24 protein-coding genes and 2 other annotated features are annotated in these 24,977 nt (G+C 39.8%); of the genes, 5 read left to right on the top strand and 19 right to left on the bottom strand.

Annotation, left to right across the window (positions count from 1 at the left end; translation table 11 throughout):
* Positions 1-250: 250 nt before the first annotated feature.
* From G8761_RS07890 to zapA, 6 genes are all read right to left on the bottom strand, one after another.
* Entirely contained in the window at positions 251-1,954 is a 1,704-nt protein-coding gene (locus G8761_RS07890) for a long-chain-fatty-acid--CoA ligase (RefSeq protein WP_166025329.1), read from the bottom strand.
* Positions 1,955-2,342: 388 nt separating this feature from the next.
* Complete coding sequence (locus tag G8761_RS07895; protein ID WP_166025331.1) at positions 2,343-2,750, bottom strand: DUF350 domain-containing protein; 408 nt, start codon at positions 2,748-2,750, stop codon at positions 2,343-2,345.
* 19 nt (positions 2,751-2,769) lie between these two features.
* Positions 2,770-5,127, bottom strand: a complete 2,358-nt coding sequence (locus tag G8761_RS07900; protein ID WP_166025333.1) for an endonuclease MutS2 — start codon at positions 5,125-5,127, stop codon at positions 2,770-2,772.
* Positions 5,128-5,149: 22 nt separating this feature from the next.
* Complete coding sequence (gene polX, locus G8761_RS07905) at positions 5,150-6,880, bottom strand: DNA polymerase/3'-5' exonuclease PolX (protein WP_166025335.1); 1,731 nt, start codon at positions 6,878-6,880, stop codon at positions 5,150-5,152.
* Positions 6,881-7,273: 393 nt separating this feature from the next.
* A complete protein-coding gene (locus G8761_RS07910; RefSeq protein WP_166025337.1) occupies positions 7,274-7,828 on the bottom strand; it encodes a CvpA family protein in 555 nt (184 codons plus the stop codon).
* A 5-nt stretch (positions 7,829-7,833) separates the two neighbouring features.
* Complete coding sequence (gene zapA / locus G8761_RS07915; protein ID WP_166025339.1) at positions 7,834-8,094, bottom strand: cell division protein ZapA; 261 nt, start codon at positions 8,092-8,094, stop codon at positions 7,834-7,836.
* Positions 8,095-8,258: 164 nt separating this feature from the next.
* Here zapA and rnhC point away from each other — a divergent pair, with 164 nt between their 5' ends.
* From rnhC to G8761_RS07930, 3 genes are all read left to right on the top strand, one after another.
* A complete protein-coding gene (gene rnhC / locus G8761_RS07920; RefSeq protein WP_166025341.1) occupies positions 8,259-9,200 on the top strand; it encodes a ribonuclease HIII in 942 nt (313 codons plus the stop codon).
* A 158-nt stretch (positions 9,201-9,358) separates the two neighbouring features.
* Positions 9,359-9,886: an NfeD family membrane protein gene (locus G8761_RS07925; RefSeq protein WP_166025343.1), complete on the top strand. Its 528-nt coding sequence runs from the start codon at positions 9,359-9,361 to the stop codon at positions 9,884-9,886.
* An 11-nt stretch (positions 9,887-9,897) separates the two neighbouring features.
* A complete protein-coding gene (locus G8761_RS07930; protein ID WP_166025345.1) occupies positions 9,898-11,424 on the top strand; it encodes an SPFH domain-containing protein in 1,527 nt (508 codons plus the stop codon).
* Positions 11,425-11,472: 48 nt separating this feature from the next.
* On the opposite strand, the gene pheT is transcribed toward G8761_RS07930, so the two are convergent.
* The 3 genes from pheT to G8761_RS07945 form a co-directional block, all read right to left on the bottom strand.
* Positions 11,473-13,887 (bottom strand): phenylalanine--tRNA ligase subunit beta, encoded by a 2,415-nt coding sequence (gene pheT, locus G8761_RS07935; RefSeq protein ID WP_166025347.1) that lies wholly within the window; start codon positions 13,885-13,887, stop codon positions 11,473-11,475.
* A 35-nt stretch (positions 13,888-13,922) separates the two neighbouring features.
* A complete protein-coding gene (pheS, locus tag G8761_RS07940) occupies positions 13,923-14,963 on the bottom strand; it encodes a phenylalanine--tRNA ligase subunit alpha (protein ID WP_166025349.1) in 1,041 nt (346 codons plus the stop codon).
* A 74-nt stretch (positions 14,964-15,037) separates the two neighbouring features.
* Positions 15,038-15,289, bottom strand: a binding site (T-box leader).
* 55 nt (positions 15,290-15,344) lie between these two features.
* A complete protein-coding gene (locus G8761_RS07945; RefSeq protein WP_166025351.1) occupies positions 15,345-16,097 on the bottom strand; it encodes a TrmH family RNA methyltransferase in 753 nt (250 codons plus the stop codon).
* A 225-nt stretch (positions 16,098-16,322) separates the two neighbouring features.
* Between G8761_RS07945 and sspI the strand changes: the two genes are divergently transcribed.
* On the top strand, positions 16,323-16,532 hold the full coding sequence (gene sspI, locus G8761_RS07950) for a small acid-soluble spore protein SspI (protein ID WP_166025353.1): 210 nt from the start codon (positions 16,323-16,325) through the stop codon (positions 16,530-16,532).
* A 237-nt stretch (positions 16,533-16,769) separates the two neighbouring features.
* On the opposite strand, the gene G8761_RS07955 is transcribed toward sspI, so the two are convergent.
* The 4 genes from G8761_RS07955 to G8761_RS07970 all read right to left on the bottom strand — a co-directional run bounded on the left by G8761_RS07955 (position 16,770) and on the right by G8761_RS07970 (position 19,698).
* Positions 16,770-17,855 carry a M42 family metallopeptidase gene (locus G8761_RS07955; protein ID WP_166025355.1) on the bottom strand — a complete coding sequence of 362 codons (1,086 nt, stop codon included), beginning with the start codon at positions 17,853-17,855 and terminating at the stop codon, positions 16,770-16,772.
* Between the two features lie 83 nt (positions 17,856-17,938).
* Complete coding sequence (locus tag G8761_RS07960; RefSeq protein ID WP_166025357.1) at positions 17,939-18,538, bottom strand: hypothetical protein; 600 nt, start codon at positions 18,536-18,538, stop codon at positions 17,939-17,941.
* A gap of 10 nt (positions 18,539-18,548) precedes the next feature.
* Complete coding sequence (locus tag G8761_RS07965) at positions 18,549-19,079, bottom strand: dCTP deaminase (RefSeq protein ID WP_166025359.1); 531 nt, start codon at positions 19,077-19,079, stop codon at positions 18,549-18,551.
* A gap of 13 nt (positions 19,080-19,092) precedes the next feature.
* Positions 19,093-19,698, bottom strand: a complete 606-nt coding sequence (locus tag G8761_RS07970) for a dCTP deaminase domain-containing protein (protein ID WP_166025361.1) — start codon at positions 19,696-19,698, stop codon at positions 19,093-19,095.
* 155 nt (positions 19,699-19,853) lie between these two features.
* Here G8761_RS07970 and G8761_RS07975 point away from each other — a divergent pair, with 155 nt between their 5' ends.
* On the top strand, positions 19,854-20,237 hold the full coding sequence (locus G8761_RS07975; protein ID WP_166025363.1) for a sigma-w pathway protein ysdB: 384 nt from the start codon (positions 19,854-19,856) through the stop codon (positions 20,235-20,237).
* Here the strand turns inward: G8761_RS07975 and G8761_RS07980 are convergent.
* The 6 genes from G8761_RS07980 to thrS form a co-directional block, all read right to left on the bottom strand.
* The gene (locus G8761_RS07980) at positions 20,229-20,507 is read right to left on the bottom strand and encodes a DUF1294 domain-containing protein (protein ID WP_166025365.1); all 279 of its coding nucleotides are present in this window, start codon (positions 20,505-20,507) and stop codon (positions 20,229-20,231) included. The two genes, G8761_RS07975 and G8761_RS07980, sit on opposite strands and share 9 nt — an antisense overlap.
* Positions 20,508-20,569: 62 nt before the next feature.
* On the bottom strand, positions 20,570-20,929 hold the full coding sequence (rplT, locus tag G8761_RS07985) for a 50S ribosomal protein L20 (protein WP_166025367.1): 360 nt from the start codon (positions 20,927-20,929) through the stop codon (positions 20,570-20,572).
* Between the two features lie 36 nt (positions 20,930-20,965).
* On the bottom strand, positions 20,966-21,166 hold the full coding sequence (rpmI, locus tag G8761_RS07990) for a 50S ribosomal protein L35 (protein ID WP_027320224.1): 201 nt from the start codon (positions 21,164-21,166) through the stop codon (positions 20,966-20,968).
* Between the two features lie 17 nt (positions 21,167-21,183).
* Positions 21,184-21,687, bottom strand: coding sequence for a translation initiation factor IF-3 (gene infC, locus G8761_RS07995; protein WP_207789148.1), 504 nt, complete (start codon positions 21,685-21,687; stop codon positions 21,184-21,186).
* A 78-nt stretch (positions 21,688-21,765) separates the two neighbouring features.
* Complete coding sequence (locus G8761_RS08000) at positions 21,766-21,993, bottom strand: hypothetical protein (protein ID WP_166025369.1); 228 nt, start codon at positions 21,991-21,993, stop codon at positions 21,766-21,768.
* Positions 21,857-21,992: a sequence feature (ribosomal protein L20 leader region), on the bottom strand. (Overlaps the previous gene by 136 nt.)
* 652 nt (positions 21,994-22,645) lie before the next feature.
* Positions 22,646-24,577: a threonine--tRNA ligase gene (thrS, locus tag G8761_RS08005; protein WP_166025371.1), complete on the bottom strand. Its 1,932-nt coding sequence runs from the start codon at positions 24,575-24,577 to the stop codon at positions 22,646-22,648.
* Positions 24,578-24,977 lie beyond the last annotated feature (400 nt).

Consider the following 24,977-nt stretch of genomic DNA (forward strand, 5'->3'; position numbering starts at 1 on the left):
TTTCTCAGAAGAAGCACCTAATAGCCTTCATGGAAATACAAAATGGAGCTTGAAAAACATTAAGTATATAAAAAACGGTATAACTATCAATCAAAACTGAATGAATAGTCATTCATAATTTAATAATAGTTAGATACCGCTTTTCTGTCAAGAAATACAGTTCTTTTTTTATATTATATTTTTTACTATAAAGCTTCAAGCGGACAAGCCTAATTTTCCAAAAATAAAGAGCCACTTTCCGGCTCAAAAATTAAGCATGTTTTTGGCCTTGATCCTCTATTTTTTTCTTTTCTTCTTCCACAAGTGCTCTTCGCAGGATTTTTCCAACTGCAGTTTTGGGAAGTTCCTGTCTGAACTCATAAATACGTGGCACTTTGTATGCAGCAAGATGCTGGCGGACAAATTTATTTAGTTCTTCTTCTGTAATTTTTGTCCCTTCTTTTAAAACAACATAGGCTTTAACCGTTTCACCCCGATAGGGATCCGGAATACCTGCAGCGACAACTTCCTGTACATCTGGATGCTCATATAATACTTCTTCGATTTCCCTCGGATATATATTATATCCACCAGCTATGATCATATCTTTCTTTCTGTCTACAACATAAAAATAACCATCTTCATCCATGTATCCAAGATCCCCAGTTAACAGCCAGCCATCCCTTAAAGTCTGTGCCGTATCCTCCGGCTTGTTCCAATAGCCCTTCATTACCTGTGGCCCTTTAATAGCAATTTCTCCAATTTCACCGGCAGAAAGCCTTTCTCCAGTTTCCATAGAAAAAATAGCCGCATCAGTGTCAGGCCACGGAACTCCAATACTTCCCTTTACCCTTGGCCGGTCCCAGAGAAAATTTGAATGGGTAACAGGTGAGGACTCAGTTAAACCGTAACCTTCTACTAATTTCCCTCCAGTTACTTCTTCAAACTTTTGCTGTACCTCAACAGGAAGCGGAGCGGACCCGCTTATGCAAGAATCGATGGACGAAAGATCATATTTTTTAATATCTGGATGATTCAATAAGCCAATATAAATAGTGGGAGCTCCTGGAAAAAGCGTGGGTTTTTGTTTTTGTATCGTTTTAAGAGTGGCCTCAGCATCAAATTTTGGGAGCAGGACCATTTTATAGGCTTGCATTACTGATAGAATCATAACCGTTGTCATTCCATAAACATGAAAGAATGGCAGCAGTCCAAGAACGGTTTCTTCACCGCGTTTGCATTTGTACATCCAGGCCTGGCACATAGACGCATTGGCAATCAGATTTTTATGGGTTAGCATGACTCCTTTTGGAAATCCTGTTGTTCCGCCCGTATATTGCAATAGAGCTAGATCTTCTTCAAAATCATATTCATGCTCTTTCAAATTTCTGGCCGGCTGTTTTAGGATTTCTGTCAACAAATGAGAGTTCCCTTCATGCTTGACATTAACCACAATGCCATACTGTTTTTTCTGAATAAATGGGTAAACCAGATTTTTTGGAAACGGCAAATAGTCCTTGATAGCGGTTACAATGATGTGTTTTAAATTTGTTTTGGAGATTACCTTCGATACTCGTGGATAAAGGATATCCATGCAAACAATGGCTTTTGATCCCGAATCAATCATTTGGTATTCCAGCTCCCGCTCCATATATAGCGGGTTTGTCTGAACCACTACTCCACCTGCCATTAAAATACCAAAGTAACTAATAACAGACTGTGGTGAATTAGGAAGCATAATAGCTACCCTGTCACCTTTAGTGATTCCAATTTCCTGAAGATACCCAGCGAATTTGTTTGCAGACTCATACAGCTTTGAATAGGATAAATCCTTTCCCATAAAATGAATGGCGATTTTGTTGGGAAATTCATCAGCTGCCTTTTTCAAGTAATCTTGAACAGGCTGTGATGAATACTCCAGGCTGGAAGGGATTTCATTAGGATAGTTTTTAATCCAAGGTCTTGTTTCAAACATGCAAACCCTCCTTTTCGAATTATTATAAAATTCTAATTACTTCTGCCTATTATAATATAATCATTTTTTTAAAACAAATAGAACACCTTTTGATATTCGACAAAATGCTTTTAGTAAACTCAGCGATTACCGCGCTTTTAGCAAGAACATAGCCGTAGTTGTTCACGTTCAAACCTCCGCAGTCTCAAGGAAGCTAAGTTTGTCCTCCATGCCAATTAAAGCTGACGAAGTTTTAATTGGCGATTAACTAAAAAAAGGCCGCCCAAAAGGACAGCCCTGATTTTTTTACTATTGTGCAAAAAACAACATATAACCCAGCCCGATTAGCAAAAATAAGCCGCACAGTACTAGAAGGATTTTTGCCAGCTTCTCCAATTCCAATCTCTCCTTATTTAATCCCTGCACCAATGACATAGGAAAGGCCTATTGAGATAACCATTGATATAAATCCAACAGCTCGGTTGTCATTTTTAATTTCATGGTCGATATTGAACTTGGGTGTAAGGAATTCATAAATAAAGTAGCCTGCCAGCAAAAGGATAAATCCATAAATTCCCCAGCCAATCATATTCATTAGAGAATTATGCTGCGCAATAGAATGACGGAAAATATTTATGATGCCAAATATCTTTCCGCCTGTTGCCATAGCAACCGCCATATTTCCATTTTTTATTTCTTCCCAATTTTTATATTTTGTTACCAGTTCAAAAACAGCCATAAAGACAATTAAACATAAAATGACCACGCTGTAATTAGCTGCTGTCAGAGTATATTTATTCTCCCAAAATCGGTCCATATCCCATTCTCCCCGGACTTTATTTAAACTCTACAATGGTTACGCCAGTCCCGCCCTCTCCAGCATCCCCAAAGCGGATTTTTTTGACGGAACGGTGGTTTTTCAGGTATTCCTGAACACCTTGCCTTAATGCCCCTGTTCCTTTACCGTGTATAATCGATACTCTGGGATATCCGGCCAATAGGGCGTCATCCAAGTATTTTTCTACCCTCATCAGCGCATTTTCATATCGCTCACCACGGAGGTCGAGTTCTAGACTCACATGGAAGTCTTTCCCCTTTATGGTAGTAACAGCACGCTTTTCAGTTTGTTTTGGAGTTGATAAATACTCTAAATCCTTTTCTGTGACTTTCATTTTCAAGATACCAATTTGGACATTCCATGCATTATCTGATGTTTTTTCAAGAAGAGTTCCCTTTTGATCAAAAGTAAGAACTTTAACTTCATCACCTGGCTTAAAGATCCTTTTTTGGTCCTTTAGCGCCGTCTTACGGCCTGATCTCTTGATGTCAGGAGCAGCTCCAGCCAGGCGTTTTTTTGCATCAATTAATTCATGTTCCTTTATATCCGCATGCTTCTCCAGCCTCATTTTTCGAAGATCGCGAATAACTTTTTCCGCTTCTTCTTTGGCTTGCTCTACAATATCTACTGCCTGGGAAGCAGCCTTATCAAATAGATTATCCTTATGAACATAATAGTCAGCCATCTGCTTTTGCATATCGTTATGAAGTCTCTCTGCCTGCTTCAAAAAGTCGTTTGCTTCTTCACGATCACGTTCAGCCTGTCGTCTGCTTTCCTCAAGGGAAGCAATCATTTTATCAATCTGATTGGTATCTGCACTCACATGAGAGCGGGCCGCATTGATAACACCTTCATCAAGACCAAGCCTTTTTGAAATCTCAAACGCATTACTTCGGCCTGGAACACCAAGTAAAAGCTTATAGGTTGGACTAAGCGTCTCTACATCAAATTCCACACTTGCATTCATAACGCCTTCCCGGTCATAGCCATATGCTTTCAACTCAGGATAGTGAGTAGTGGCAATAACTCTTGCTCCACGTTTATATACCTCATCAAGAATGGAAATGGCCAGGGCAGCCCCTTCCTGCGGGTCAGTTCCTGCACCAAGCTCATCAAACAGAATCAGGCTATTGAAATCTGCCTTTTTTAAAATATCCACGATATTAACCATATGAGATGAGAATGTACTTAAGCTTTGTTCAATCGATTGTTCATCACCAATGTCTGCATATACAGAATCAAATACAGCCAATTCAGACCCATCAAGCGCAGGTATTTGCAGACCAGATTGCGCCATAAGAGTACACAATCCAACGGTTTTCAAAGTAACGGTTTTACCTCCTGTATTTGGGCCTGTAATTACAATGATTGTAAAGTCCCTGCCAAGAAGGATATCATTAGCCACAACTTCTTTTATGGGAATAAGCGGATGACGGGCTTTATATAAAGAAATACGGCCTTCATTATTCATTAGAGGTTTTGATCCCTTTATCTGCCTGCTATACCTTGCTTTTGCGAAGATAAAATCAAGGCTTCCCATAACTTCAACAATAATCCGGAGCTCTCCTTCAAATTCAGCTGTCTGGGCAGAAAGATCAGCTAAAATCCGTTCGATTTCAAGCTGTTCCTTTACCCGTATGTCCTGAAGGGCATTATTAAGCTGAACAATAGCCTGTGGCTCTATAAATAAAGTCTGCCCTGAAGAGCTTTGGTCATGGATAATACCGCCATAATGGCCTCTGTATTCCTGCTTTACCGGAATAACGAACCGGTCATTACGAATGGTTATGATCGCATCCGATAGCATCTTTTGAGCGCTGGAGGATCTGATCATTCCCTCGAGCCTTTCTCTTACACGTGCCTGGTTTGCTCTGATTTGGTTTCTAAGTGACCTCAAAAGTTCACTGGCACTGTCAAGAACTTCTCCGCTCTCATCAATTGCATTTTTGATTGCTTCTTCCAGTTTCGCCAAGGGGATGATTCTTTCCGTTTTTTCAGAGAGAATTGGAACCTTGATATCTTCTTCAGCTAAATCCTCAATAAACCGCTTTATTTGCCTGCTGGCATGAATGGTACTGGAGATCTGGACAAGCTCTGACGGGCTTAAAACACCGCCAATATCAGCCCTTTTAATATGGGCACGTATATCAAATATCCCGGATAAGGGAACATTTCCTTTTAATCTTAATAACATTGCTGCCTCATCTGTTTCTTCCTGAAGGCGAACTACATTCTCAAAATCCGCTGATGGCAGCAGATTCTTAATTTCATCTCTTCCCAATGAGGATGATGCATGACCCAAAAGCTGTTCTTTTATCTTTGCATATTCTAATACCTTTAAAGCATTTCGCTGCATGGAGATGATCCTCCTATTATTCTTAGTCAGTTCGAGCGTGACGGTTATGCAGGAAGTCAAGAAGATCATTTTTATCAAGAGCATTAATTACATTTGATGTTTTGATCCACCCTTTTCTTGCTGCCCCAGCCCCTATTTCCATATGTTCCAGTGTATCCATTTTATGTGCATCCGTATTAATAACAATTTTCACGCCTGCATCCTGGGCCTGCCTTAAATTTTCATATGAAAGATCAAGCCTGTGTGGATTTGCGTTTAATTCAAGAACTGTATTTGTTTCCCTTGCCAATTGAATCAGCATGTCCATATCAACATCGTACCCTTCCCGCCTGCCAATTAGCCTTCCAGTAGGGTGGGCAATTATATCAACATGAATATTGGTTAATGCATTTTTTAGTCTTTGCATTATTTTTTCTCTTGGTTGTGAAAAAGAAGAATGGATGGAGGCGATTACTATATCCAGCCCCTCAAGCAGTTCATCATCATAATCAAGCGAGCCATCAGGAAGGATATCCATTTCTATCCCTGACAGTATGGTAATATCGTCGTACTTTTCATTAAGCTTTTTAATTTCTTCCCTTTGCTGAAGCAGCCTTTCCGGGGTTAGGCCATTTGCAACCCTTAAAAATTGCGAATGGTCTGTAATAGCCAAATATTGATATCCTCTTTCCCTGCAGGCCTCTACCATTTCTTCGATGGAATGAGCACCATCGCTCCACGTTGAATGCATATGAAGGTCGCCTTTTATATCCTCAATAGAAATTAGTTTTTCAGCTGGACGGAATTCTTCCACTTCGGTCCCATCCTCTCTAATTTCAGGCGGAATAAAAGGAAGTCCAAAGTGATGGTAAAATTCTTCTTCTGATGAAAAAGTGAGAATCTCACCAGTTTCGTTATTTTCTACCCCATATTCGCTGATTTTTTCGCCGCGTTCCTTTGCCAGCTGCCTCATTCTTACGTTATGCTCCTTAGAACCAGTAAAATGGTGAAGCGCTGTAGCAAATTCTTTAGGCTCAACCAGTCTAAAATCAACCGAAACATCATTGTCCAGGGCAAAGGTTAAAGATACCTTTGTATCTCCGGCCCCAATTACTTCTTTAATTTTGGAAAAAGCAAGGAGCTTGTCCTTAACAGCCACCGGACTTTCTGTGGCAATAATAAAATCCAGGTCCTTTATTGTTTCTCTCATACGTCTTAAACTTCCAGCTCGTGAAAAACGAATGATTTCAGGAATTTCTGTAAGGCTTTTCTCTATATTCTCTGCAATTGGCAGCATGTAGGCAATAGGAAGCCTTTCTGGCCTGGTACCAAAATTCTCAATAGCATGGAGAATTTTTTCTTCTGTTTTCTTTCCGAAGCCTGGCAGGGAATGTACCTTTCCCGCACGGCAGGCCTCTTCAAGGTCGGCAATATCTTCAATCCCAAGCTCCTGATAAAGCTTGGCAATTTTCTTACCGCCCAAACCGGGTAGGTCAAGGAGAGGAATCAGCCCGTTTGGCACTTCCTCCTGAAGCTCCTTCAGTACACTTGATTCGCCGTCAACCATATACTCTTCTATAACGGCTGCCGTTCCTTTACCGATCCCGGAAATAGCAGTAAAATCTTTAATTTCTGTTAAACTGCGGTTATCCGCCTCCAAAGCACCTGCAGCTTTACGAAAGGCTGATATTTTAAAAGGATTTTCACCCTTCAGTTCCAGGTAGATAGCGATTGCTTCCAAAAGGTGAATAACATCTTTTTTGTTTATTTCCATTTTTAACACCGCCCTAAAAATTTTAATCTGGAATTAATTTGGATTCCCTAATGAAAATCATTCAAACAGTAACAAAAGGCGCAAGCGCCCTATTTTTATGATGAAAGGCTAAATACGCCACATCCTGTGGCAACGCCTTTCTGACCCACTTCCTGTGGGCCTCCAACAGGCATAAGACGAATCACGTAGGAAATCCTTATTTCTGAAGTGATTTGGCTTATGACCCCGAGCTGCTCGAATCATCACCTATCGGTCATGATCCTCACAAGATATTCAAAGAAGCATATTCTCGAGGAAAACTGGCTGGGTGCTGGAGCTGGATTACAATAACCAAGTTCAAGTTATCCACAAGGTAATAATCGATAATTTCCTAAAAGAAGAAAAACTTCTCTGTCACAGAGAAGTTGGAGCTGCGACATAGGCAATCCAAAGCTTTTTCAGCTGGTCGGAGAGAACCGGTGTATGATTCACAATTGCATCCGCCAGGAAAGACCTGTCAAGCGGTCCCTGAAGAACTTCTATTGGAATTAAGGCAGCAATATATAATAATATAAAAAGGACAAAATAAATTTCTATAAAACCAAGAATGCCTCCTCCCAGAGTGTTTAACTGTTTTAATACAGGCAGATGGGCAATGAAGTCAAGCATTGCTCCAATAATTCGGAGAAGAATTTTAACAGCAAAAAAGATAATCACAAAAGAAATGGCCCGATAAAAAGCAGCTTCCATATTTGCACTGTCTGTCAGAAGCTTAAGAGTGCTGTTTTCTCCCAGGCTGGGATATGGAATCCAAAGTGTAAGTTTTGGTGCAAGGTCATCATAATAAGTTCTTGCAGCAATGTAAGCAATTATAAAGCCTACTAAATGAAATAGCTGCATGATTAAGCCTCTTTTAAGGCCTACAAAAAAACCAATAATTAAAATAATAATAATAGCTAAATCCAACATGTATTTCAGCCCTTTTCCCTTTCCAATTCAGCTTGAAGCCGTTCCAATTGGTCTTTAATTTTTATATAATCATTGACGGCATTTAATGCTGTCAACACTGCAAGTTTATTTACTTCAAGCGATGGATTCTTGGAACCTATCTCACGCATTTTATCATCAACCAGCGAAGCAACCATATTGATATGCCTTGAGCTTTCTTCACCAATAATGATATATTGCTGTCCGTATATATCTACTGCAGTCCGGTTTTTATGTTGGTTCGACAACGTAAATGCCTCCATTCAAAGAATCCTAATCTATATCATATCATGAAGGAATATCAGCAGAAAAGCCAAACAGTTTCACAGGCCGTTCTCCTCCCTTTCGAAAAAGTGGAAGCGTCTATATTCCAAACAAAAAATAAAACAAAATGAAAAAGGAGCATCCTATTTTGGCTAACTCAGTTATTGTATTAGAAGCAAACGAATTAAATAAATTAAAAGAATTCTATCGTCCCTACCTTCTGGAAAAGGTTCCCCAAGGAGGATTATTTTCAGCAAAAACCCCTGCCTGTGTGATCACTGCTTATAAATCAGGAAAAGTTTTATTTCAGGGAGGCGGCAGTGAAGCAGAAGCACTAAAATGGGGAAAAGCTTCTGCCAAGACAGCTCCAGCCAAAAAAGCTGGGAAAAGCTCCGCTGGACTGCCTCCCCAAATCAGTTCCATGTCGGCTATTGGTTCTGATGAGGTAGGCACCGGTGATTTTTTTGGACCGATAACAGTTGTAGCCGCTTATGTTAGGAAAGAAGACATCTCATTATTAAAGGAGTTAGGAGTCAAAGACTCCAAAGACTTAAACGATGCTAAAATTATAGAAATTGCGCGGCAGATAAAAGACATTGTACCGCATAGTTTATTACCATTACATAATGAAAAATACAACCAGCTTCAGCAATCGGGAATGTCACAGGGTAAAATGAAGGCCATCCTTCACAACAAAGCGATATTAAATGTTCTCGATAAAATAGCTCCTACCAAGCCCGAGGCTATCCTTATTGATCAATTTGTTGAGGCTGAATCCTATTATCGGCACTTAAAGGGGCAGAAAGTAATTGCAAAGGAAAATGTTTATTTCAGCACGAAAGCAGAAGGAATCCATCTTGCTGTTGCCGCTGCGTCCATATTGGCCAGGTATGCGTTTGTCCAATATTTTGAGAAGTTAAGCAGTTCAGCAGGATTTACCATTCCAAAAGGCGCCGGCGCTCAAGTTGATGTTGCGGCTGCTAAATTGATCATGGCCAAAGGTAAAGATGTGCTGCCAAGATTCGTCAAACTCCATTTTGCTAACACTGGAAAAGCAATGAATCTGGTTAATAAGAAAAAAGGCATCTGAAGACTTTAAAGAGGGGAATCCTAATTTTTAAAAAGCATCGACGATAGATGCTTTTTTTGTTACAATTAATGTAAAATTTTTGAAACTTTTCTAACATGTGGTGCGTATAAGGGTCATGGGGAATCCCAGAATTTAAATTTGCTAAAGGAGGGGGGATCATGGAGTTATTTGGAACTCCCATAGAAACTATTTATCTATACACTCTTTTTATTATTGGTGCTCTTACTGTGCTTTTTATCTTCTTTGGGGATGCTGCACATGGCGCGGCCGTAGGGCTGGATTTCTTAAATCCGGTAATCGTGCTCGCATTTATTACCTTTATGTCTGCATCTGGCTACATATTTGAGAGTGTAACGAGTCTGAATAGCTACCTCATACTTGTTATTTCGGCTATTATTTCTTTTATTCTTGATATCATATTAAATGTTTTTGTTCTTCTTCCACTTTCAAAAGCAGAAGAGTCTCTTGTTTATACAGCAGAGTCCCTTAATGGGCGGGTTGGGAAAGTAATTATTACCATTCCGGCCAATGGCTTTGGAGAAGTAGTTTTGGAAAGCACTACCGGAATGATATCAAAATCCGCCCGGAGCTTTGATGATTCTATAATTAAAGAGGGGGCAACTGTTTTAATAATAGATGCAGAAATAGGTTTTTTAACAGTTAAAGAATACGAGCATCCATTTTAGGAGGGGAATAAGTGTTTATTTGGATTGTTGTAGCTATTGTTGTATTTATTTTACTTGCTTTTATTGGTGTATTTATCAAAAAATATCATACCGCAGGTCCTGATGAGGCTTTGATAGTAACTGGCAGTTACTTAGGCAGTAAAAATGTTCATGTTGATGAGTCCGGAAATAAAATTAAAATTATCCGCGGCGGCGGTGCTTTTATCCTGCCTATTTTTCAACAGGCTAAGCCTTTAAGCCTCCTCTCGAGCAAGCTGGATGTCAATACACATGAGGTATATACAGAACAGGGTGTTCCTGTTATGGCAGATGGCACCGCCATTATAAAAATCGGCGGATCAATTGGGGAAATCGCGACAGCCGCTGAACAATTTTTAGGAAAAACAAAGGAAGACCGAGAAAGTGAGGCACGTGAGGTTTTAGAGGGCCACCTCCGTTCTATTCTGGGATCTATGACCGTTGAAGAGATTTATAAAAACCGCGAAAAGTTTTCCCAGGAGGTCCAGCGAGTTGCATCTCAAGACTTGGCTAAAATGGGACTAATGATTGTGTCCTTTACAATCAAGGATGTCCGGGACAAAAACGGCTATCTGGAATCACTTGGAAAACCACGAATTGCCCAGGTTAAAAGGGATGCCGATATTGCAACTGCAGAAGCTGACAAAGAAACCAGAATTAAGCGTGCCGAAGCATCAAAGGACGCGAAACGTTCGGAATTAGAAAGAGCAACTGAAATTGCTGAGGCGGAAAAAGTAAATCTTTTAAAAGTAGCAGAATACCGCCGTGAACAGGATATTGCAAAAGCGCGCGCCGACCAGGCATATGATCTGGAAACTGCACGTGCCAAACAAGAGGTAACCGAGCAGGAAATGCAGGTTAAAATCGTCGAGCGCCAAAAACAAATTGAATTGGAAGAAAAGGAAATATTGAGACGCGAAAGACAGTACGATTCTGAGGTTAAGAAAAAAGCCGATGCCGACCGCTACTCTGTAGAACAGGCTGCAGCTGCAAGTAAAGCTAAGCTAATGGCAGAAGCGGATGCAGAAAAGTACCGGGTTGAAGCAATGGCTAAAGCTGATGCCGAACGTGTCCGGGTAGACGGAGTTGCAAAAGCCGATGCGCAGCGTGCACAGGGTGAGACAGAAGCAGAGGTAATTAGAATGAAGGGTCTTGCAGAGGCAGAAGCAAAACGTAAAATTGCCGAGGCCTTTGAACAATTCGGCCAGGCTGCTGTTTTAGATATGGTTCTTAAAATGCTTCCACAGTATGCAAAAGAAATTGCAAGTCCTCTATCCAATATTGACAAAATAACAGTGGTTGATACCGGCAGTGATTCAGCATCAGGGGGCGCAAATAAAATAACCTCATATGCAACCAATTTAATGTCAACCATGCAGGAATCATTAAAAGCATCTTCAGGACTTGATGTAAAAGAGCTTCTCGAAAATCTGGCCGGGAAAAGAAACATCCGGGCAAGCATTGACGAGTTAATTGAATCGCGAGCTGTTCAATCTGATTCTCTAGTAGAAAGCAAATAAGAAAAGGGAGACCTCACCGTTTTGGCAGGTCTCCCTTTTCCTTTATACTTAGCCTCTTAAAACCGCTCTTGCTTTTTCTTTAAGCGCCTCTAAAACCTTCTCATGAACCTTTGTTACTTCTTCATCGGTCAAAGTTTTTTCAGGGTCCTCATATTTCAGTGAAAAGGCAATGGACTTCTTGCCTGCTTCCATGCGGTCACCTTCGTATAAGTCAAATACCTGTACGTCTTTAAGCAGCTTCCCGCCTGCCTCGGCAATAATTTCTTTTAGTTGGCCTGATGCAGTTTCCTTTTCCGCTACAAGAGCTATATCTCTTGTAATGGACGGAAAGCGTGGAATCGCATTGTAATGAAGCGGTTCAACGCTTGCTTCAAGGACAGCTTTTAAGGAAAGTTCAAATACAAAAGTATCCTTTAAGTCAAAATTCTTTTGCACGGTTGGATGAACCTGGCCAACAAAGCCAATCTTAGCACCATTGAGAAGGATCTCAGCTGTACGGCCTGGATGCATACCATCCATTTTTGCCTGGACATAATTGATCTGACTTGAAACTCCAAGCTTATTAAATAAACCTTCAAGAATACCTTTTAGGACATAGAAGTCCACAGGCTTCTTCTCTCCCTGCCAGGAATGGCTATGCCAAACACCAGTTATGGCTGCTGCAAGATGCTCTCTTTCCTCTGGCAGCTCAACACCTTTATTGGCAAGGAAAACGGCACCAGTTTCATATACACCGAAATTTTCATTTTGGCGGGCGCTATTGTATTTTAATACTTCCAGCAATTGCGGCACAATGCTTAGACGAAGCATGCTTCTGTCTTCACTCATCGGCATTGCAAGGCGGATAGCCTCTCCATTTTCCAGTGCATATTGAGCTACTCTTTCTTCACTTGTTAGTGAGTAGGTAACGGCCTGGTAAAGCCCCGCCCCTTCAAGGAAATGGCGGACAACACGGCGTTTTTGCTGATACCCAGTTAAATGCCCAGGTGTAGAGGAACCTTCCGGCAGTGTTTTTGGAATATTATCATAGCCGTATAAACGGGCCACTTCTTCGATTAAATCCTCTTCAATTCTAATATCACCGCGTCTGGTTGGTACCGTAACTGTGATAGTATCTTCTTCTGTATTGGTATCAAATTGAAGCCTCGAAAAAATATCTTCAATCACGTTCATAGACAATTCAGTTCCCAGCACGCGATTGATTTTTTCAAGAGTAATGGAAACAACTGCGGGTTCCACTGTTAAGGTATCCGCCTCTACAGATCCTCCAAGCACTTCCCCATCTGCATACTTTGCCATCAAATAGGCTGCGCGGTCTCCGGAAACTCTTACTCGATTCGGGTCAACGCCTTTTTCAAAACGGGCACTAGCTTCACTTCTTAATCCATGATCCTTTGAAGCCTTTCTTACTGCTGCTCCGCTAAAATAAGCGGATTCAAGCAAGACAGTGGTTGTTTCAGAGGAAACTTCTGAGTTTGCTCCCCCCATAACTCCAGCTAAAGCCACTGGCTCCTTACCATTAGAAATAACTAGGTGGTCTGCAGATAATGTTCTTTTTACATCATCAAGCGTAACCATTGTTTCGCCTTCAGTTGCTCTTCGAACGACGATTTCCTTTGAACCAAGACGGTCATAGTCAAAGGCATGAAGCGGCTGGCCATATTCCAGCAAAATGTAGTTGGTAATATCTACAACATTATTATGCGGACGAATCCCGGCAGCCATTAAACGCGTTTGCATCCATAATGGAGATGGAGCAATTTTTACATTTCGGATTACCTTAGCCACGTATAACGGGTTATCTTCCTTTGCTTCTACCTTAATATCAATATAGTCAGAAGCCATTTCTGAAGAAGATTCAAGGCGAACCTCCGGTAATTTTACTTCTCTGCCCAAAATTGCTGCCACTTCATAAGCAACACCCAGCATGCTTAGGCAATCTGAACGGTTTGGAGTCAGGCCTAGTTCCAGAATTGAGTCATCACGGTTTAAAGCCCCGATAGCATCAGTTCCTACTTCTGCATCTCCAGGAAAAACAAAGATGCCTTCTGCATACTCTTTCGGAACAATTTTTCCCTCCATACCAAGTTCTTGAAGAGAACAAATCATTCCGTTTGATTCTTCTCCGCGAAGCTTTGCGCGTTTGATTTTAAAATTACCAGGCAGGACCGCTCCAACCTTAGCGACGGCAACTTTTTGGCCTTGTGCAACATTTGGAGCCCCACAAATGATTTGTATAGGTGCCTCTTCTCCGACATCTACAAGACATTTGTTTAATTTATCTGCATTAGGATGCTGTTCACGTTGGACTACATAACCGATAACAACCCCCTTAATTCCTTCATTCAGGGTTTCGACACCTTCAACTTCAATTCCGCTCTTAGTTATTTTTTCAGCCAGCTCTTCAGGCGTTATGCCGGATAGATCAACATAGTCCTGCAGCCATTTATATGATACAAACATTTTTATTCCTCCTTTATATCAACCGGATTATGGGGTTATTCCTCATGCCTTGAAAACTGTGTTAAGAACCGGACATCATTAGTATAAAAATGGCGGATATCGTCAATGCCGTATTTCAGCATGGCAATTCGCTCAGGTCCCATTCCAAATGCAAAACCGGTATACTTTTTCGAATCGAATCCTGCCATTTCAAGTACATTAGGATGAACCATACCTGCTCCCAATATCTCAATCCAGCCTGTTCCTTTACATACACTGCAACCTTTTCCGCCGCAAATTTTACAGGAGATATCCATCTCTACAGATGGTTCAGTGAAAGGAAAAAAGCTTGGTCTTAACCGGATTTCTCTGTCTTCACCGAAGATTTTTTTGGCAAATACCTCGAGTGTACCTTTCAGGTCACTCATTCGGATATTCTCATCAATAACCAAGCCTTCAATTTGCATAAATTGATGGGAATGGGTCGCATCATCGTTATCTCTGCGGTAAACTTTTCCGGGGCAGATAATCTTTACAGGGCCTTTTCCCTGATGCTTCTCCATCGTGCGTGCCTGGACAGGAGATGTATGTGTGCGTAACAGAATTTCTTCTGAGATATAGAAGGAATCCTGCATATCTCTTGCTGGATGGCCTTTTGGAAGGTTAAGTGCCTCAAAATTATAATAATCTTTTTCAACCTCTGGCCCTTCGGCAACCTGATAGCCCATACCGATAAATAAATCTTCAATTTCTTCAATGATCTTTGTTAATGGATGATGGCTGCCAGCCTTTACTGGACGTCCTGGCAGGGTTACATCAATTGTTTCAGATGCTAGTTTTTCAAGAACCTCAGCTTCCTCCAGTTCCTTTTGTTTTTCTTCTAATTTCACAGATATAGCCTCGCGCACTTCATTGACAAGCGCACCCATTTTCGGGCGTTCCTCAGCCGAAAGCTTCCCCATTCCTCTTAGAACCTCTGTAATTGGTCCCTTTTTCCCCAAATAGGCCACTCTTACTTCATTTAGCTCTTTTAGGTTTTCAGATTGCTCAATCTTTTGAAGTACTTCAGTTTGCAATTCCTGTAAACGTTCCTGCATGAATAAATCCTCCTTTTTCTTTTATGTATTCCGAATAGAAGATCCCTGAAAAAAAACAAAAAACCTCCTCCCTGGAAAGGGACGAGGTTCTATTTCGCGGTACCACCCTTGTAAACACGCTATGTATACATAACATTGTGTTCGCTTCATTCGGATAACGGCTTATGCCGGTGCATCTTTACACAAAAAGCTGCTGCTTTAAGTGGTCCTGATGCCAACTCGGGAGGTGAACTTCCCATGTATCCTCCATAAAAGTGCTTTCAGTCCCGGGCACTTTCTCCCTGAATGGTTTCACACAAGGTACTTTTCTCCGTCTTAGTCATTAAAAATATTGATTTTGTTGTTTATTATATAATAAGTTTTGTTTGGTTTCAAACTGATTTACGACTTTCTTAAGTAATATAAAAGGATGCCAGTGGCTATGGCAACATTAAGTGATTCACTTTTTCCGTAAATAGGAATATATAGGTTCCTTGTTGTTTTAGATAAAACCTCTTTGCTAACCCCGCTGCCCTCATTTCCTACTGCGAGAGCAAAGGTTTCTGAAGGAGCTGTTTCCGTATATATATTCCCATTTTCCAGGGCGGTTCCGTATACAGGGATTTCTTTGCTTAAAAGCTGATCAATCCATTCCGATAAATTCCCTCTTATGATCGGAAGGTGAAAGTGACTGCCCTGGGCCGACCGGAGAACTTTGGAATTGTAAATATCAACACTGCCTTGACCAACAATAACGGCGTCAATACCAGCCGCATCAGCCGTTCTGACCATAGTGCCGAGGTTTCCGGGGTCCTGAACTGCATCGATCAGAAGGAAGGTTTTCGCATCTGTTATAGAAGCCTCCGTTTGTTTGCATACAGCAAATACCCCTTGTGGCGCCTCTGTTTCAGAAATAGCTTTTGCTACCTCTTCCGTAATGATTGTTACCGGAATGGATTCATAATCCCAGCTATGAGGCAGATCAGTCTCCTCTGAATAAATTAGCTCATCCACCATTTCTTTTTGTTTTAATGCTTCCTCTACAAGATGAAAACCTTCTATTATAAATGTCCCGGTTAAATCTCGTTCCTTTTTCGTATGAAGCTTTTTCCACTGTTTAACCTGCGGGTTCTTTGAAGAGTGAATATGATTCAACACAGTCTCTCCTTTTTCCTTTTCATGATTTTCTAATTATATCTTAACCACAATACATAATAAAACCTAAATCAGAAAAAGCTATGAAAGAAATGCGGAAGCACCCTTCAACACTATGGGTAGTAAGGATAAATTGGCTAGTCTTTGGGTGCTGGAGCAAACAATATCAAGTTTGATAACAAATAAATTTGATACTAAAAAGAAAATGTAAAAGGAGTGAATCAATTGAATCTTAATTTACGAAATGCCATTATACACAATGTAACCGGAAACACACAGGATCAACTGGAAGATACCATTGTTGACGCAATTCAAAATGGGGAAGAAAAAATGCTTCCTGGATTGGGAGTCCTTTTTGAAGTAATTTGGCAGAATTCCTCCGAAGAGGAGAAGAAAGAAATGCTTGAAACACTTGAAAATGGGTTAAAACAGTAAGGACGTATGACTGCCAGCTCATGTTGGCAGTTTTTTTTTGGTTTAATGGATTGGAACTATCTCATATCTCTTCTACAAAAATAGAGGGGCTTTCTACAATTTCTTTGTTCCTATCAACAAAAAGAAAGGGAACATCTACAATTTAAGAAATTTTCTACAAAAAGGGGTATTTTTTCTACAAAAAAAAGCTGAATCTAAGGACAAATAATATCCTTTAGAATCAGCTACAATCTATTCTTATTCAAAAGTTAATTTATCTACAGTTTCACGATCCAAACGCTTGATTACTTCAACAATCAGTTTCACTGTATTTTCATAATCATCACGGTGGAGCATTGCAGCATGTGAATGGATATAACGGGTTGCAATACAAATAGCAAGCGCTGGTACACCATTATGGGTAAGGTGAATAGTTCCTGCATCAGTTCCGCCGCCAGGAATGGCTTCAAACTGATAAGGGATATTACATTCATCTGCAACATCTGTTACAAAATCACGCAACCCTTTATGTCCTACCATGGACGCATCGTAAAGTACGATTTGTGGTCCATTTCCCATTTTGCCCATAGCTTCTTTTTCCGAAACCCCTGGTGTATCTCCAGCAATACCTACATCAACAGCAATACCGATGTCAGGATTAATTTTGGTTGCGGCTGTACGTGCACCGCGAAGTCCAACCTCTTCCTGAACATTGCCAACACCGTAAACCACATTTGGATGGTCTGTATCTTTTAATTGTTTAAGGACGTCAATAGCAATGGCACAGCCAATGCGGTTATCCCATGCTTTGGCAAGCAACATTTTTTCATTGTTCATAACAGTAAATTCAAAATAAGGAACTACCATGTCTCCAGGGCGGACTCCCCAAGATTCCGTTTCCTCGCGGCTGGAAGCACCAATGTCAATGAACATATCCTTGATATCAACTGGTTTTTTACGTGCTTCAGCAGGCAATATATGAGGAGGCTTGGAACCAATGATTCCAGTTACATCACCTTTCCTTGTTGTGATCGTAACACGCTGGGCAAGCATAACCTGTCCCCACCAGCCTCCAACTGTCTGGAAGCGCAAAAATCCTTTATCATCAACTTGAGTAATCATAAAGCCAACTTCATCAAGGTGACCGGCTACCATTATTTTAGGGCCGCCCTCTTTGCCTGTTTTTTTGGCAATCAAACTTCCTAATCCATCAGTAGTAATTTCATCTGCGAATGGAGCTATGTATTTTTTCATTACTTCGCGTACTTCTCGTTCATTTCCTGGTATGCCTTTGGCATCTGTTAAATCCTTAAGCATTGTTAGAGTTTCATCTAATTGTGCCATATATTTACCCCCTTCATATGTACATCATTAATTATAACGAATCCTGAAGAAGATGTACAAAGATTCTGTATATAGATAATCCTTCACTCCAAGGAAAAAAGATTCTCTAATAAAATTTTTGACCATGTTTCCATATTTTTAAAATAATTTTTTATTTCTTCAATTCTTATCCACTTACCAGTCATTTTTTCAGTTTCATTAATTTCTATTGCCTGATTATCTAATTTTATATGATAAACAAATCCTAGGTGGACCTTTCCAACCTCATTGGATTCATCATTTAGTATGCCTTTAAATTCCAAAGAAATTATGGTACAATCCTTCAGGATAATTTCTTCGTTTAGTTCTTTCAATAAGCCAGTTTCAACAATATTATAATCACCGGATGGCATTAAATCATTAATATGACCACCTACACCAACAGAAAATTTATTATGTAATCTTTTTTCATTTTGTTTAGGTAATCTTTTTAAAATATATATATAATCATTATAAGTTAAAAAAGCATAAGGTATTATTTGTTTATAATTCTCATTTTTTTCAGCACTATCCCTAGAAAGTAGAAAAGACTCTTTATCAACAACCTCAATGAACTTTTCATTTTTTTCATTATTTAGTTGTGGCACTTCCATGTTAATTAAGTTGGAAATAAAATCCCTTTTTACTACTACTACATTTTCCATCTATACCATCTCACTCTGATTTATGTTTTGTAGGCCCTGTTGCATTTTGATATTTTCCTGCATATAACTCTACTTGTTTTGTTGAAGTCTTAAACAAAAATAACTGGCCAACAAATTGCTTCGGTTTAATTTTAATATAAAAATTCGAATGATTACATATCTCAAAAGTAATATTCCCTGAATAGCCAGGTTCAATTTGTCCATCGGTACATGTTAAACTTACAAATAACCTTGCTAATGATCCCTTCGTTTGCAATAAACCAAAATACCCATTTGGAATATTAACTTTCTCATATGAACTTGCTAAGATACAACTTTTAGGAGGAATAATTAAACCACCCTGAGTAATTTCTTCTTCTTTAAAGAACTCTTCTGGAATATCTTCCCCATAATATATAAATGTTTTTTCACTTGTTGGCGGCTCCATCCTAATTATAGTTTTTCCAAGCCGCAACGAAACTGAAGTATTGTCAAACGAATCCTCTGAAACTACATCATATTGTTTTATAAGATATTTTAAATTATCTCCTACAATTAACATATTAGTGACCTCCCTATTTCAAGGCTAAAATACTGACATATAACGCAAAACCAGCGATAGCAATCGTTAAAATTTTATCCCAATTTGCCAGCAAAAACTTTTTAACCTTAAAACCTCCTTTTGTTGGTAAAGATTGCGACTCATCTATGTAGGCAGGTAAAGGAGCAACAATACTAGTTTCAGACTGAATAAAATAGCATGCGCAAATTGTTTCACCTTTTTTTAAAGTCATTTTTTTTCTGCTTGAATTAAAAAAACCTATTCTTAACTTTCCATTAAAACCAGGGTCTATTTTTCCCGAGGAAACCATTCCCCCAGAATAAATATTCCTGCCGACACCGGTTACTACTCCGAAAACGTTGAGAGGTACTCCCAGTTTTTCATTTGTTTCAATCGTTATTGCTTCGGTAGACTTAAGAATAATTCCATCATCCGGGATAATATACCATTGTGAATTAGATTGATTGAACCATCTTTCTCCAATTGTAAAGTCTAAACAACAAGCTCCATCATCTTTAATATTTTTCTTATCAACAAAAATAAGACTTTCCATTGATTTTTTATAACTATCAAACTTGCTCCAATCAGTAGTTGTTCTCTGTTTTAAGTCTATTATCATAATAACTCTCCCTTAGTTCTGATATCTATTAATAATAATATTAAAAGATACTAGAAAATGGAAGGTTTTCGGGATTATTCTTTTGAAGCATTATAATGAAACAATTAAATGTTTAACTCGTATAATTATTAAAATAAGTGCTGGAGGAAACGAAAATGATTTGGCTGCTGCGCATTATTTTAATCATGCTCATTTTCTTTTTAATTTTTCTTGTTTATAAAACGATTGACGATCCAAAACGCAAACTTAATAAAGCCCTCAAAAAGAAGCGGTACTGTTTGATAGATTTTCCCTATAGTATCGAAAGAAATTTCTTTCTTACTTATAAAGGAGCTCTTTTTGAAGGTGAAAAATATGCAGATCCATCAAAGAGTTCCTTTGAAGTTGTCTCGATTTTCATATGGTCTAAAAATTCACCTTCATTAAAAGGATTGACTCGTGAAGACTTTTTGTTTCTTGAAAAAAAAATTCACGAACAGTATCCTAAAGCGGAAGTCGAATGGAAGAGCCCCATAAAAGAATTCCTTCTGTTAGACTAGTTTTAGGTTGATATAAACAAATGCCAAAAACTCAATAACTGCGAGCAGAGGAAACCCTATCATAAAAGATAAATGCTTTGTTTTATGCCTGTACATCTGCATTCCCATTGAAGTACCTATGGCACCGCCAAATAAAGCTACAAGCCATAAAGTTTTTTCTGGAATCCTGTATTGATGCTTAATAGCCCTCTGTTTATCTGCCTTCATCGTAAGCAGACCTATGAAATTCATCAGTACATAGGCCGCCAGTATTAATGATTTACCGTCCATTTTTCCCCTTCCCCCTAATGTATAAAAAGCCATTCTCAACTAAGAGAATGGCTTATATATTATTACTTATTGTTTTGTTGTTTTGCTGCTTCAGCTAATTGAGCAAATGCATTTGCATCGCTAACTGCTAATTCAGCAAGCATCTTGCGGTTTACTTCGATACCAGCAAGCTTTAAACCGTGCATTAAACGGCTGTAAGAAAGACCGTTCATACGAGCTGCTGCGTTGATACGAGTGATCCAAAGTTTACGGAAGTCACGTTTTTTCTGGCGACGGTCACGGAATGCATATTGTAATGATTTCATAACCTGTTGGTTAGCAACTTTGTATAATGTATGTTTAGAACCGAAATAACCTTTTGCTAATTTAAGAACTCTTTTACGACGCTTGCGCGTTACAGTACCGCCTTTTACACGTGGCATGTAATTTCCCTCCTATATATGACTCGATCTTCGAGATTACTTCATGTTTGTTAATAATTGACGAATGCGTTTGAAGTCACCTTTAGAAACAAGAGATGATTTGCGAAGCTTACGCTTTGCTTTAGTAGATTTGTTTGCAAATAAGTGGCTTGTATAAGCGTGGTCACGCTTTAACTGGCCAGAACCAGTCTTCTTGAAACGCTTTGCAGCGCCGCGGTGTGTTTTCATTTTTGGCATTTTGGAATTCCTCCCTATTACTTGTCGTTTTTAGGTGCTAAAACGAGGAACATGCTCCGTCCGTCCATTTTTGGATGGGACTCAATTGTAGCAACTTCCTTGCACGCTTCAGCAAAACGGTCCAGAACCTTCTGACCGATTTCTTTATGGGTAATTGCCCGGCCTTTAAAGCGGATCGAGGCTTTTACCTTATCGCCCTTTTCAAGGAACTTAATTGCATTGCGAAGCTTTGTATTAAAATCGTGCTCATCAATTGTAGGGCTCAGACGAACCTCTTTAGTAGTGATGATCTTTTGATTTTTACGAGCTTCTTTATCTTTCTTTTGCTGCTCGAATTTAAACTTTCCATAATCCATAATTCGGGCTACCGGTGGCTTGGCAGTTGGTGCAACAAGCACCAGGTCAAGATTAACGCGTCCGGCTATTTCAAGCGCTTCAATTTTAGACTTAATACCAAGTTGCTCGCCGTTCTGGTCAATCAGACGGACTTCGCGAGCACGAATACCATCGTTTAACAGCATATCTTTACTAATAATTAGCCACCTCCAAGGTTTAATAACGAATACACATCTGGGTCAAGAAATTAATAGGATAAGCTATTATCCCTGCATTACTCCGCCAGACACCTGGCTGATCACAAAAGCCAGCAGATGCAGGCTTACATGGCCGGGATATTCCAGCGTTCCCTTCACAAACAAAAAAGTGCGGATGTAATACACCCACACTTTACGAAACACATTAAAGGTTCTAGTTCGTTTACGTAAAACCTGCCAACTGCTAAGGATCGCGTCAATCAGGTGAGAAGCGGGTGCTTCTTCTTTTCCCAAAAACTCGTATTCAATTTTACCTTTGTAACTATATCATATAGGAACATTAGATGTCAAACGAATCATTCTCATCACAACGCTTTGTATCATATCAAAATAAAATAGTTTTTACAATACCTTTAGTTATATTTTTTAGTCTTTTTATTTTTACCGCTAATCTCGCTCCCGGCTGTCACCTTCCGCGGACGGTTCGAAAGCCTCTTCAGCTCAGGCAGTCTACGAGTCTCACCTGCAGAAGGCATTTTCATTAATACCTCTTCTTAAGAACTTTTACACACACTTTTAGGGGCTAAATGTTCTTAAGAAGCCCCATTGAGAACAAACTCTTGCTCTTCTAGAACGCAAATGTTCTCAATAAGTAATTTATTGGGAAAATTCCATGTGTTTCAAGGGTGAAATTTCCTTAATATTCCTTATAGAGGACTTTTACATGCACTGTTAAGGGCTAAATGTTCTTAACAAGCCCCATTGAGAACAAACTCTTGCTCTTCTAGAACACAAATGTTCTTAATATGTCTTTTATTGAAAAATATCCTCCATTGGGAACCATCTTTCTACCAATCAACTTAGCGTATCTAAAATTTTCTCTTTCAAGAGAATAAATCCAATAGAAAAAGAGAGAGAAAAGCTTCTCCCTCTTAAATTTCTATATTTATCTTTTTACCTCATTTTTCAAGGAAGTAATAAATTGGTCAAATGGGATAGTTTCGGATTTTTGTTCACCGTATTTTCTTACATTGACTGCGTTTTCTTCCACTTCTTTATCACCAACTACAAGCATATACGGAATTTTTTGCATTTGAGCTTCACGGATCTTATAGCCGATTTTCTCATCACGGCCATCCATTTCAACCCTAAAGCCTTCACTATGAAGCTGCTCCAGAACTTTTTTAGCATAATCATGATGGGCATCAGGAGATACAGGGATTACCTGAACCTGAACAGGAGCAAGCCATGTTGGGAAAGCTCCTTTATATTCTTCAATAAGGAAAGCAACAAAGCGCTCCATTGTAGATACAACACCGCGGTGGATGACAACCGGACGGTGCTGCTTGCCATCCTCACCGATATAAGTCAGGTCAAATCTTTCAGGAAGAAGGAAGTCGAGCTGGACAGTTGAAAGAGTCTCATCCTTACCAAGAGCTGTTCTAACCTGAACATCTAGTTTAGGGCCATAGAAGGCTGCCTCTCCTTCGGCTTCGAAGTATTCCAAGCCGAGTTCATCCATTGCTTCTTTCAGCATGCTTTGAGCTTTTTCCCACATTGCATCATCATCAAAATATTTTTCTTTATCCTGTGGATCGCGATAAGAAAGACGGAAAGAATAATCCTTTAAATCAAAATCCTTATATACATCAAGAACCAGGCTGACAACACGCTGGAATTCTTCCTTGATTTGGTCAGGCCTTACAAATATATGGGCATCATTTAAAGTCATTCCACGAACCCGCTGCAGTCCTGAAAGGGCGCCTGACATTTCATAACGGTGCATTAAGCCAAGTTCAGCTATTCGAATAGGAAGCTCTCGGTAGCTGTGAATGCTGTTTTTATAAACCATCATGTGATGAGGGCAGTTCATTGGACGAAGAACAAGCTGCTCATTATCCATCTCCATGACAGGAAACATATCCTCTTGATAATGGTCCCAGTGTCCTGAAGTTTTGTAAAGGTCCACACTTCCCATGATTGGAGTGTAAACATGGCTGTATCCAAGTCTTTCTTCTTTGTCGACAATGTAACGTTCTACAATCCGGCGGATAGTTGCACCTTTAGGAAGCCAAAGTGGAAGCCCCTGCCCCACCTTCTGAGATGTAGTGAACAGGCTTAATTCTTTACCAAGCTTCCGATGGTCTCGTTCTTTTGCTTCTTCCAGCAGCCGAAGATGTTCTGCAAGATCTTCTTTCTTAAAGAAGGCAGTGCCATAAATACGCTGAAGCATTTTATTATCACTGTTACCTCTCCAGTACGCACCAGCAATATTTAGAAGCTTGAACTCTTTAATTTTGCCTGTGGAAGGTACATGTATCCCCCGGCAAAGGTCAAAAAATTCGCCTTGTTCGTAAATTGTTACTGTTTCATCTTCAGGGATGGCGTCAATCAATTCAAGCTTGTATTGGTCACCAATATCCTCAAAAAGTCTTTTAGCTTCATTGCGGCTGACTTCCTTGCGGACAATTTCAAGATTCTCGTTAACAATTTTCGCCATTTCTTTTTCGATTTTTGGAAGGTCTTCAGGTGTCAGGGACTCTTCAAGATCGATATCGTAGTAGAAACCGCCTTCAATCACTGGACCTACTCCTAATTTAGCATTAGGATAGATTCTTTTAAGCGCTTGTGCCATTAAATGGGCTGTGCTGTGGCGAAGGACTTCAAGGGCATCTCCTGAATCTGGTGTCACAATTTCTATGGAACCATCCAAATTAATTGGACGGCGAAGATCATACAGTTGGCCATTCCATTTCCCTGCAATTGCTTTTTTCTTGAGGCCCGGGCTAATGGAAGCAGCGATGTCTTCAGTCGTTGTACCCGCAGCAAACTCCTTTACTGCTCCATCTGGAAACGCTATTTTCACAACTTCTGACATGGTAACTCCTCCTTTTCATTTTGGATTGCTGAAACCCGGAACTATTGACGGTATTCCCAGCAACTAAAAAAAAATAAAAAAACCCGTCCCTGGTAAAGGGACGAGTTTTAATAAACACGTGGTTCCACCCAATTTTCCGGCATGAAAAATCACCGGCTTGTGGGCAGTGTAACGGCTGCATCCGTCAGCTATTAATCGTTCAGTATAAAACAGAACTTTCACAGCCGAAGTTTAAAGGCGGTAAGCACTCAATTCGTGTTAGGAAGTTTTCAGCACCCTTCCCTCTCTGGAAACCGTAAATGAATACCCATGTCCTTATCATCACTTTTAATGTTAAACTTAATTACTGTCCAGCTTCAGCGCCTAGTGTCCAAACGTCGCTTAACGGGCGCTTACGCTT

Source organism: Neobacillus terrae (assembly GCF_011393025.1).
GTDB lineage: Bacteria > Bacillota > Bacilli > Bacillales > Cytobacillaceae > Neobacillus_A > Neobacillus_A terrae.

What these genes read in the sequence shown, in the direction of transcription:
- polX (WP_166025335.1), bottom strand. Translation starts at nt 6,880, where the DNA reads ATGGAAATAAACAAAAAAGATGTTATTCACCTTTTGGAAGCAATCGCT.
- G8761_RS07965 (WP_166025359.1), bottom strand. Translation starts at nt 19,079, where the DNA reads ATGTTAATTGTAGGAGATAATTTAAAATATCTTATAAAACAATATGAT.
- G8761_RS07890 (WP_166025329.1), bottom strand. Translation starts at nt 1,954, where the DNA reads ATGTTTGAAACAAGACCTTGGATTAAAAACTATCCTAATGAAATCCCT.
- pheT (WP_166025347.1), bottom strand. Translation starts at nt 13,887, where the DNA reads ATGTTTGTATCATATAAATGGCTGCAGGACTATGTTGATCTATCCGGC.
- G8761_RS07895 (WP_166025331.1), bottom strand. Translation starts at nt 2,750, where the DNA reads ATGGACCGATTTTGGGAGAATAAATATACTCTGACAGCAGCTAATTAC.
- G8761_RS07955 (WP_166025355.1), bottom strand. Translation starts at nt 17,855, where the DNA reads ATGGCACAATTAGATGAAACTCTAACAATGCTTAAGGATTTAACAGAT.
- rplT (WP_166025367.1), bottom strand. Translation starts at nt 20,929, where the DNA reads ATGCCACGTGTAAAAGGCGGTACTGTAACGCGCAAGCGTCGTAAAAGA.
- G8761_RS07925 (WP_166025343.1), top strand. Translation starts at nt 9,359, where the DNA reads ATGGAGTTATTTGGAACTCCCATAGAAACTATTTATCTATACACTCTT.
- thrS (WP_166025371.1), bottom strand. Translation starts at nt 24,577, where the DNA reads ATGTCAGAAGTTGTGAAAATAGCGTTTCCAGATGGAGCAGTAAAGGAG.
- infC (WP_207789148.1), bottom strand. Translation starts at nt 21,687, where the DNA reads ATGCTGTTAAACGATGGTATTCGTGCTCGCGAAGTCCGTCTGATTGAC.
- G8761_RS07960 (WP_166025357.1), bottom strand. Translation starts at nt 18,538, where the DNA reads ATGGAAAATGTAGTAGTAGTAAAAAGGGATTTTATTTCCAACTTAATT.
- G8761_RS07980 (WP_166025365.1), bottom strand. Translation starts at nt 20,507, where the DNA reads ATGGACGGTAAATCATTAATACTGGCGGCCTATGTACTGATGAATTTC.
- pheS (WP_166025349.1), bottom strand. Translation starts at nt 14,963, where the DNA reads ATGCAGGAACGTTTACAGGAATTGCAAACTGAAGTACTTCAAAAGATT.
- G8761_RS07975 (WP_166025363.1), top strand. Translation starts at nt 19,854, where the DNA reads ATGATTTGGCTGCTGCGCATTATTTTAATCATGCTCATTTTCTTTTTA.
- G8761_RS07910 (WP_166025337.1), bottom strand. Translation starts at nt 7,828, where the DNA reads ATGTTGGATTTAGCTATTATTATTATTTTAATTATTGGTTTTTTTGTA.
- G8761_RS07900 (WP_166025333.1), bottom strand. Translation starts at nt 5,127, where the DNA reads ATGCAGCGAAATGCTTTAAAGGTATTAGAATATGCAAAGATAAAAGAA.
- G8761_RS07970 (WP_166025361.1), bottom strand. Translation starts at nt 19,698, where the DNA reads ATGATAATAGACTTAAAACAGAGAACAACTACTGATTGGAGCAAGTTT.
- rpmI (WP_027320224.1), bottom strand. Translation starts at nt 21,166, where the DNA reads ATGCCAAAAATGAAAACACACCGCGGCGCTGCAAAGCGTTTCAAGAAG.